Genomic DNA, 9,164 nt, shown 5'->3' with positions numbered 1-9,164 from the left:
GGGCCCGGTAGCGGCTCACCGCCCGCCGCAACTCCGGCCGCCCCGGGCCGGGCGGGTACTGGTTCACCCCCTCCAGGAGGTGCCCCGATGCGGCCTCCAGCAGGGACCGGGGGCCGTCGGTGTCGGGGAAGCCCTGTCCCAGGTTGACCGATCCGGTCTCCACGGCCAGCCGCGTCATCTCTGCGAAGATCGTCTCGCCGTACACGCGCATTCGTTCGATCAGCGGTTCTTCCACCCGTCGAGCGTATCCACCCGACCATCGCGCGAACCATCCCGGGCACGCGAACGGGGCGGCTCCTGGGAGTCCGCCCCGTCGGGAACCCTCCGCCTACAGCAGCAGGCTCAGCACCATCCACGTCACGGGACCGGCGATCAGCAGCGAGTCCAGGCGGTCCATCAGGCCGCCGTGCCCCGGCATGAACCCGCCCATGTCCTTGACGCCCAGGTCGCGTTTGAACAGCGACTCGATGAGGTCCCCGACGGTGGCGGCCAGGACGGTCGCCAGACCCAGGACCACGCCGACCCACCACGGACCGTCCAGCATCAGCGTCACGCACAGCGCCCCGGCGACCGAGCAGCCCACGACCGAGCCGCCGAAGCCCTCCCAGGTCTTGTTGGGGCTGATCACCGGCGCCATCTTGTGCCTGCCCAGCAGGATCCCGGCGAAGTATCCGCCGATGTCGCTGGAGATCGTCACCACGATGAACGTGACCAGGCGGTACTGGCCGTCCTCGGGGTGCGAGATGAGCAGCAGCCACGTCCCCAACAGGAACGGCAGGTACACCAGGGTGAACAGGTTCGCCGCGACGTCGGCCACGAACCCGTCCGTACCGCCGCGCAACCGCCACACCAGGGCGACGATCGCGGTCAGCGCGGTCGCTCCCACCAGCCACTCGGTCCCCCCGAAGTAGGCGGCGACCTGCATGGCCACACCGCCCACCGCCAGCGGGGCCAGGGCCAGACCCATGCCCTTGCCCGCGAACGCACGGTTGACCTCGCGCAGCCCGATCAGCACCGCCAGCGAGGTGATGATCGTGAACAGCTGGGGCCAGGGGAAGACGGAGAAGAACACGAGCGCGCCCAGGACGCACCCGCTGGCGATGGCCACCGGGAGGTTGCGGCCCGTCCGGACCGGCTCACCTCCCGGCTTGTGCAGTGCGAAGCGCTGACCGGACGCGTCGGGGCCGTTCGGCCCCCCGTCGGGTCTGTGCTCGGGCGAGTGGTCATCGCCTTCGGAGCCGCTGGAGGAAGGAAGGGTCACTGACTAAACCTCGAGCAGTTCCGATTCCTTGTGCCTCAGCAGCTCGTCGACGGACGCGACGTACTTCGAGGACAGCTCGTCCAGCTCGGCCTGGGCGCGGTGCGCCTCGTCCTCGCCGACGTCGCCCGCCTTCACGGCCTTCTCGAAGGTGTCCTTGGCGCGGCGGCGGACGTTGCGGATGGAGACCTTGCCGTCCTCGGCCTTGGTCCGCGCGACCTTGACGTACTCCTTGCGGCGGTCCTCGGACAGTTCGGGGAACACCACGCGGATGACCTGGCCGTCGTCGGAGGGGTTCACACCCAGGTCGCTGTTGCGGATGGCGTTGATGATCTCGGTGCGCGCGTTGACGTCGAACGGCGAGATGACCACCATGCGCGGTTCGGGGACCGAGAAGGAGGCCAGCTGGTTGATCGGCGTCCGGGCACCGTAGTAGTCGACGGTGATCCGGTTGAAGGTCGCCGGAGTGGGACGGCCGGTGCGGATCGTGGCGAAGTCCTCCTTCGCGACGGCCACGGCCTTCTCCATCTTCTCCTCGGCTTCGAGGAGGGTCTCTTCGATCATGTGGGCGCTCCCTGGTGTCGTGGCTTGCTGTGGTCGCGGGGGCCGGCTCAGGCGGGTGTCGGCCCGACGATGGTGCCGATCTTCTCACCGCGTACCGCGCGCAGGATGTTGCCCTGGCTCATCAGGTCGAACACGACGATGGGCAGCCCGTTGTCCATGCACAGGCTGACCGCGGTGGCGTCCATGACCTTGAGGCCGCGGGTGAGGACCTCGTTGTAGTTGAGCTTGTCGAACTTGACCGCGTCGGGGTTGCGCTGGGGGTCGGAGTCGTAGACCCCGTCGACCTGGGTGCCCTTGAGCACCGCCTGCGCACCGATCTCCAGCGCGCGCTGGGCGGCGGTGGTGTCGGTGGAGAAGAAGGGCGCGCCCAGACCGGCACCGAAGATGACCACACGGCCCTTCTCCAGGTGACGGACGGCGCGGCGCGGGATGTAGGCCTCGGCGACCTGGCTCATGTGGATCGCGGTCTGCACGCGGGTGTCCACGCCGAGCCGCTCCAGGAAGTCCTGGAGGGCGAGGCAGTTGATCACGGTGCCGAGCATGCCCATGTAGTCGGCGCGTCCGCGCTCCATGCCGCCCTCGGTGAGCTGGGCGCCGCGGAACATGTTGCCGCCGCCGACGACCACCGCGACCTGGATGCCCTCGGAGACCGCCTCGGCGATGGACTCGGCCACGTACTGGACGACCTCGGGGTCGATGCCCAGGCCGCCGCCGCCCGCGAACGCCTCCCCGGAGAGTTTGAGCATCACACGCTTCCATCCGGAGTCGTGCATCGCTGGTTCGGTGCTCGTCGCTTCGTTCACGGCCTGCGGCCTCCCTTGTCGTCCCCGAGCGGCACAGGGTCCCCCGAGTGATCCTGCTGCGGGCGGTCCGGGAGCACGCGCCCCGAAACCCGCCCATATCCACCGAAGGTGCCGGGGAGCGTTCTCCCCGGCACCTCCATCATCCCAAAAACCCTCAGGCCTGGCCGACCTTGAAGCGGACGAAGCGCTTGACGGTCACGCCCGCCTCGTCGACGACCTTCTGGACCGTCTTCTTGTTCTCCTTGACGAACGGCTGGCCGAGCAGCGTCACGTCCTTGAAGTAACCGTTGAGGCGGCCCTCCACGATCTTGGGGATGGCCTGCTCGGGCTTCCCCTCCTCGCGGGTGGTCTGCTCGGCGATGCGGCGCTCGTTCTCCACGACCTCGGCGGGGACGTCGTCCTTGCTGACGTACTGCGGAGCCAGAGCGGCGATCTGCTGGGCGAGGTCCTTGCCGACCTCCTCGTCAGCCTTGTCCAGCTCGACCAGGACGCCCATGGTGGGGGGCAGGTCCGGGTCGGACTTGTGCAGGTAGCTGGCGACGTAGGCGCCCTCGAACTTGGCGAGGCGGCGGAACTCCAGCTTCTCGCCGATGACGGCGCTGCGGCCCTCGATGAAGGCCTGGAGGCTCTTGCCCGGCTCGATCTCGGCGGCGGCGACGGTGGCGAGGTCGTCGCTGTCCTGGGCGGCGACGAAGTCGGCGACCTGGTTGGCGAGCTCGATGAACTGGGTGTTCTTGGCGACGAAGTCGGTCTCGCAGTTGAGCTCGATCAGCGTGGCCTTGCTGTCGGACTCCTGCTTGAGGACGACCATGCCCTGGGCGGCGGTGCGCTCGGCGCGCTTGCCGACGTCCTTGGCACCCTTGACACGCAGGGCCTCGACGGCCTTGTCGAAGTCGCCGTCGGCCTCGGTCAGGGCCTTCTTGCAGGCCATCATGCCGGCGCCGGTCATGTCGCGCAGCTTCTTGACGTCCGCGGCGGTGAAGTTCGCCATGACTGTTCTCGGATTCCCTTGGAGTGGAGAGTCTGTACGGAAAGTGGGGCCGACCCCGGCCCGGGCACCGACCGGTCGGCCGCCCCGCCGACGGTGGCGGGGCGGCTGCGGTGCGCTACGGCACGGAACTACTCGGCGTCGGAGGCCTGCGCCGGGGACTCCTCGGCGGGAGCCTGGGCGGGCGCCTCGGCCGGGGAGTCGGCCGGGGTGGCCTCGGCCGGGGCCTCGGCGGCGGCCTCGTCGGCGGGAACCTGCTCGGAGACGGCGTCGGCCGGCACCTGCTCGGCGGCGGCCTCGCCAGCCGCGGCCTTGTTGCCCTCCAGGAGCTCGCGCTCCCACTCGGCCAGGGGCTCCTCGGCGGCCTTCTGCTCGCTGCTGGTGCCCTCGGAGGCACCGGAGCGGACCATGAGGCCGTCGGCGACGGCGTCGGCGACCACGCGGGTGAGCAGGCTGACGCTGCGGATGGCGTCGTCGTTACCCGGGATCGGGTAGTCGACCTCGTCCGGGTCGCAGTTGGTGTCCAGGATGGCCACGACCGGGATGTTCAGCTTGCGAGCCTCGCTGATCGCGATGTGCTCCTTCTTGGTGTCCACGATCCACACGGCGCTGGGCACGCGGGACATGTCGCGGATACCGCCGAGGGTGCGCTCCAGCTTCTCCTTCTCGCGACGGAGGTTGAGGAGCTCCTTCTTGGTGAGCGAGGAGCCCGCGACGTCGTCGAAGTCGATCTCCTCCAGCTCCTTGAGGCGCTGGAGCCGCTTGTGGACGGTGGAGAAGTTGGTGAGCATGCCGCCCAGCCAGCGCTGGTTCACGTAGGGCATGCCGACGCGGCGGGCCTGCTCGTCGATGGCCTCCTGCGCCTGCTTCTTGGTACCGACGAACAGGACGGTGCCGCCGTGGGCGACCGTCTGCTTGACGAACTCGTAGGCGCGGTCGATGTAGGCCAGCGACTTCTGGAGGTCGATGATGTAGATGCCGTTGCGCTCGGTGAAGATGAAGCGCTTCATCTTGGGGTTCCAGCGACGGGTCTGGTGCCCGAAGTGGACGCCGCTCTCCAGGAGCTGGCGGATCGTCACGACTGTGGCCATGACCTGGTCCTCCTTGCGGTGGCGGAAGGAGCTCCCGCCTCGGTTGTGCCCTGACGTCCCGACCGCACCGCCGCACCACCGTGAGGGAGGCGCGGACCGCGGGTGCGGCCCCTCGTCGAGGAGGCTCGTGGACGTGCGTATTGTGTTCGGCCCGGTGGGCCGCAGACGATTCTATCTCCCCCCGGGAATACGTCGGGACCTGTACAGGCGTTCTCGTCCGGCCGCCCCGAGGTTGTCCACAGGTTCACATCTCCCCTGGCGGACCGCCCTCCCGCCCCGGACTCTGGAGACATGCCCTCTTTCCGTCCCCTTCCACCACTGGCGCTGGCACTCCTGCTCCTCCTTCTTCCCCACCCCGCCCGGGCCGCGGCCGACCCCGGCTGGCGCTGGCCGGTCGCCCCGCCCGCCGGGGTGCTGCGCCCCTTCGACCCTCCCGCGCTGCGCTGGCTGCCCGGGCACCTGGGCGTGGACCTGGCCGCGGAACCCGGCCAGGAGGTGTACGCGGCCGGTTCCGGCCGGGTGCACTTCGCGGGCACGGTGGCGGGCACGCCGCTGGTGAGCGTGGGCCACGGCGATCTGCGCACCACCTACCTGCCGGTGGAGACCGGCCTGGCACGGGGCGACCCGGTCACCGCCGGAGACCTCCTGGGCACGCTCGCCGCCGAGCCCGTCCACTGCCGGAGCCGTCCCTGCCTGCACTGGGGCCTGCTCCGCGGCGCCGACCACCTCGATCCGCTCTCCCTCCTCGGCCTCGGCGAGTTCCGTCTGCTGCCGCTGGCCCGCTCCCCGACGCCTCCACCGCACGGCGCACGCACGCATCCCGGGCTCGGACGTCCCCGAACACGCGAGGGATCCGTAGAAAGGCCTCCCGAGGAAACAAGAGAGGGGTGCACACGCGTGGCCGATCCCACCCGTCAGGCCGCCGGCCGCGGACGAGCACGGAGGACGCACACATGTGGGGCTGCTCAGGCGCGGGGGTGGGCCCGGCGGTAGGTGTCGCGCAGGCGCTCCACGGACACGTGGGTGTAGATCTGCGTGCTGCGCGGGCTGGCGTGGCCCAGGAACTCCTGCACGCTGCGCAGGTCGGCGCCGCCGTTGAGCAGGTGGGTGGCGGCGCTGTGCCGCAGACCGTGGGGTGCGGCGTCCGCGCCGACGGCACGCAGGTGGGCGTGCACGTCCTCGCGCGCCTGACGGACCCCCAGGCGCCCGCCTCGGGCTCCCAGGAACAGCGCCGTGCCGCTGGTGGGTCCCGCGACCTCCGGACGGCCTCCGGACAGCCAGGCGTCGAGGGCTTCCAGCGCGGGTCCCCCCACGGGAACCGTGCGCTCCCTGGCCCCCTTGCCCAGGACGCGTACGGTGTCGCGTTCGCGGTCCACGTCGGCCAGGTCCAGGGCGCACAGCTCGGCGACGCGCACGCCGGTGGCGTAGAGCGTCTCCACCACCGCGCGGCGGCGCAGGTCGGCNGGGCGCCCTGCCGCTCGTCGAGCACCGTCGGCAGGGAGCGCTGCTGCGCCGGGCTGGCCAGACGGGGGCCGGGGTCGGTGGCGAGCAGCCCCTCACGGTGCAGGAAGCGCGTGAGGGCGCGCACGGCCGCCACCCGCCGGGCCACCGTGGCACGGCTCGCGCCCGCCTCGCGGGACCGGGACAGCCATCCGCGCACCAGGTCCACGTCCAGGTCCCCGACACCGTGCCCCTCCTCCTCCAGGTGGGCGAGGAGGGAGCGCAGGTCGGCCAGGTAGCCGCGCACGGTGTGGGGTGAGCGCCCCAGTTCGCCGGCCAGGTGTGCGGCGAAACGGTCCAGCACGGTCACCCCCCGGAGGGCAGGAGGGCGACCCCGTCGACCTCCACGAGGTAGGTGGGATCGACCAGTCCGCTCACCTCCACCAGGGAGGCGGCCGGGCGGTGCCCCTCGGGAAGGCACTCGACCAGCGCGGCACGGAACTCGTTCAGGTCGGAGATGTGGCGCAGGTAGTAGGTGAGCTTCACGAGGTGACCGAGGTCCGTGCCGTGGCGGGCCAGGACGGACTCCAGGTTGCGGAAGATCTGACGTGTCTGGCCCTCGATGTCCACGGCGACCTCGCCCTCGGGCCCCTCGGGTTTCTGTCCGGAGACGAACAGCAGCGGCCCGTCCGCCACCAGGGCATCACTGTAGGGTTGTGCCATGACGACACCGTACCCGTACGGAGGGTACGGAACCGCTGGCGGCGCGGACGGGCGCGACGGGGTGTGACCCCGGATGCCGGAGGCCACCCCGACGGGACGCCCGCCATCGCCCTGGTGCCGCCCGTGGCCCCGAGGGGCGCGCACGGGGCTCAGGTCACCGGCCGATCCCGGGTCCTCCCGGTACGAACCGTCCCTTCTTCCTTCTCGCCCTCCTGTTCGCTTCACGTCCCCTCACTGTGGTAGCCGCCAGCCCGACGGGCAGCGCTCCACCAGTCCGGCCGCCGCCAGCATCCCCAGGACGCGCATGGCCCTCTCCAGGCCGGTACCGCTGGCCATGGCGATCACCGCCGGACCGGCACCCGACCTGGGCACCGCCGCCAGGACCCGGGCACCGTCCTCGTCGAGTTCGGCCGACACCCGCAGCGGCCCCGCCTCCGGAGGCAGCTCCCCCAAGGCGCCCACCTGGGCGACGACGTCGTCCGCACAGGTGACACAACCCGCGTGCCAGTCACGGAGCAGCATGTGACTGCCCACCGACATCGCCGAGGTGACCGGCCCGGGGACCGCCATCAGCACCCGGTTCAGCTCGGCGGCGTGCGACGCGGTGTTGAGCGCTCCGCTGCGCCGTCCCGCCTCCACCACCACCGTTCCCGGGGTGAGCGCCGCGATCAGCCGGTTGCGGACGAGGAAGTCCGGTGCGCGCGGGGTGGCGCCCACCGGCCGTTCACTCACCAGCACACCGGTACGGGCGACGTCGGCGAACAGACCCGCGTGTCCGCGCGGGTAGTCCACGTCCAGTCCGCAGGCCAACACCACGACCGTGCTGCCGTTGGCCTGTGCCGCCCGGTGCGCGGCGCCGTCGATCCCGTACGCGCCTCCGGAGACCACCACGACCGCCCGCTCGGAGAGCTCGTAGGCCATCTCCGAGACCACGTGCTCGCCGTAGGGCGTGGCCGAGCGCGCCCCCACCACGGCCACCGAGCGCAGGCACAGGTTGCGCAGGTTTCCTCCGCCGCGCACCCACAGACCGTGCGAACGGCGTCCTCCGGGCAGGTCCAGTTCTTCGAGTCGCCCCGGCCACTCGGGGTCCCACGGGGTCACGAAGCGGATCCCGGCCGCCGCGGAGTCCCCGAGCAACCCGTCGGGGTCGACCCCCCGTGCGGCGGCGCCCCACCGGGCCCAGCGCCGCTCCAACCGCACCAGCGCCTCCGGTCCGGGCTCCTCGTCCTCCTCGTGGGGCACCGGTGGCGGCGGCGCACCCGCCACCAGTTCCGCCCACACCCGGTCCGCCCCGTGCTCGGCGAGCATCGCCCCCAGCCACAGGTCCCCCGGCGGGGTCACCGCCGTCAGGCAGGCGCGGGCCCGCGCGTCGGCCTCCCCCTCCGCGTCGCGCACCGTCACTCCGTCTCCCCTCTCCGCGCCCTCCTCCATCACGCTCACCACGCACGTCCCGACCACAGGGCGTAGGCGTAGGCGGCCTCCTCCTCGCCCGGGCGTTCCCGGTCGGCGAGGTCGGCCAGGGTCCACGCCACACGCAGCGCCCGGTCCACACCCCGTGCGCTGATCTGTCCGAGGTCCATCGCCCTGCCCAGCACCCGCAGCGCGGCGGGCTCCACGGGGAACTCCCGGCGCAGTCGCGCTCCGGGGATGGCCGCGTTGGTGGTCCAGGGTGTGTGCGCCAACCGCTCGGCGGCCCGGCTCCGGGCCTTCTCCACCCGGGCCGCCACCACGTCGGAGGACTCGGCGAAGGCGCGGTCGGCGAGCAGTTCGGCCCTCGACACCGGTTGCAGTTCGACCTTGAGGTCGATCCGGTCCAGCAGGGGACCGGAGAGCCGGGAGAGGTAACGGCGCCGCTCGCCGGCGGGGCAGGTGCACAGGTTGCCGGGTTTGGCGCAGGGACAGGGGTTGGCGGCCATCACCAGCTGGAAGCGCGCCGGGAAGGTCACCGTGGAGGAGGCGCGGGCCAGGACCACCTCGCCGCGCTCCAGAGGCTCGCGCAGGGAGTCCAGCACCCCGCGCCCGAACTGCGGGGCCTCGTCGACGAACAGCACCCCGTGGTGGGCCTTGGACACCCAGCCGGGCGTGGGATAACCGCTGCCTCCGCCGATGATCGAGGCGCGGGTGGAGGTGTGGTGCGGTGCCGCGAAGGGCGGAGCGGTGACCAGGGGCGCTCCCGGAGGAAGGATGCCCGCCACCGAGTGGATGGCGGTGCTCTCCAGCGCCTCGGCGGGGCTGAGCGGGGGCAGCACGGTGGGCAGGCGTTCGGCGAGCAGGCTCTTCCCCGTGCCGGGAGGACC

The 9,164-nt window shown here is 71.7% G+C and carries 9 protein-coding genes and 2 pseudogenes; 1 reads left to right on the top strand and 10 read right to left on the bottom strand.

Annotated elements, in window-relative coordinates; genetic code table 11:
• From D455_RS0110400 to rpsB, 6 genes and pseudogenes are all read right to left on the bottom strand, one after another.
• Window positions 1–211, bottom strand: a pseudogene (locus D455_RS0110400) (aminotransferase); the annotation flags it as partial.
• Window positions 212–328: 117 nt separating this feature from the next.
• A complete protein-coding gene (locus D455_RS0110395; protein ID WP_017570663.1) occupies window positions 329–1,261 on the bottom strand; it encodes a phosphatidate cytidylyltransferase in 933 nt (310 codons plus the stop codon).
• 3 nt (window positions 1,262–1,264) lie between these two features.
• Window positions 1,265–1,822 carry a ribosome recycling factor gene (gene frr / locus D455_RS0110390; RefSeq protein WP_017570662.1) on the bottom strand — a complete coding sequence of 186 codons (558 nt, stop codon included), beginning with the start codon at window positions 1,820–1,822 and terminating at the stop codon, window positions 1,265–1,267.
• Window positions 1,823–1,869: 47 nt separating this feature from the next.
• Window positions 1,870–2,595: a UMP kinase gene (pyrH, locus tag D455_RS0110385; protein ID WP_017570661.1), complete on the bottom strand. Its 726-nt coding sequence runs from the start codon at window positions 2,593–2,595 to the stop codon at window positions 1,870–1,872.
• 184 nt (window positions 2,596–2,779) lie between these two features.
• A complete protein-coding gene (gene tsf, locus D455_RS0110380; protein WP_017570660.1) occupies window positions 2,780–3,616 on the bottom strand; it encodes a translation elongation factor Ts in 837 nt (278 codons plus the stop codon).
• A 128-nt stretch (window positions 3,617–3,744) separates the two neighbouring features.
• Window positions 3,745–4,704 carry a 30S ribosomal protein S2 gene (gene rpsB, locus D455_RS0110375; RefSeq protein WP_017570659.1) on the bottom strand — a complete coding sequence of 320 codons (960 nt, stop codon included), beginning with the start codon at window positions 4,702–4,704 and terminating at the stop codon, window positions 3,745–3,747.
• A gap of 291 nt (window positions 4,705–4,995) precedes the next feature.
• On the opposite strand from rpsB, the gene D455_RS30000 reads away from it, so the two are divergent.
• Window positions 4,996–5,697 (top strand): M23 family metallopeptidase, encoded by a 702-nt coding sequence (locus D455_RS30000; protein WP_017570658.1) that lies wholly within the window; start codon window positions 4,996–4,998, stop codon window positions 5,695–5,697.
• On the opposite strand, the pseudogene D455_RS35885 reads toward D455_RS30000, so the two are convergent.
• From D455_RS35885 to D455_RS0110350, 4 genes and pseudogenes are all read right to left on the bottom strand, one after another.
• Window positions 5,670–6,508: pseudogene (locus D455_RS35885) on the bottom strand (tyrosine recombinase XerC). The gene D455_RS30000 and the pseudogene D455_RS35885 sit on opposite strands and share 28 nt — an antisense overlap.
• Before the next feature lie 2 nt (window positions 6,509–6,510).
• Window positions 6,511–6,867, bottom strand: a complete 357-nt coding sequence (locus tag D455_RS0110360; RefSeq protein ID WP_017570655.1) for a RidA family protein — start codon at window positions 6,865–6,867, stop codon at window positions 6,511–6,513.
• A 231-nt stretch (window positions 6,868–7,098) separates the two neighbouring features.
• Window positions 7,099–8,298 (bottom strand): DNA-processing protein DprA, encoded by a 1,200-nt coding sequence (locus D455_RS0110355; RefSeq protein ID WP_051064614.1) that lies wholly within the window; start codon window positions 8,296–8,298, stop codon window positions 7,099–7,101.
• 5 nt (window positions 8,299–8,303) lie between these two features.
• Window positions 8,304–9,164, bottom strand: an 861-nt coding sequence (locus tag D455_RS0110350; protein ID WP_017570653.1) for a YifB family Mg chelatase-like AAA ATPase, incomplete at its 5' end; no start/stop codon positions are given.

This window comes from Nocardiopsis halotolerans DSM 44410, assembly GCF_000341065.1.
In the GTDB taxonomy this organism is placed as follows: Bacteria; Actinomycetota; Actinomycetes; order Streptosporangiales; family Streptosporangiaceae; genus Nocardiopsis; species Nocardiopsis halotolerans.
Note: the sequence above shows the minus strand (reverse complement) of the source record. Positions and strands in the feature narration are given on the sequence as shown.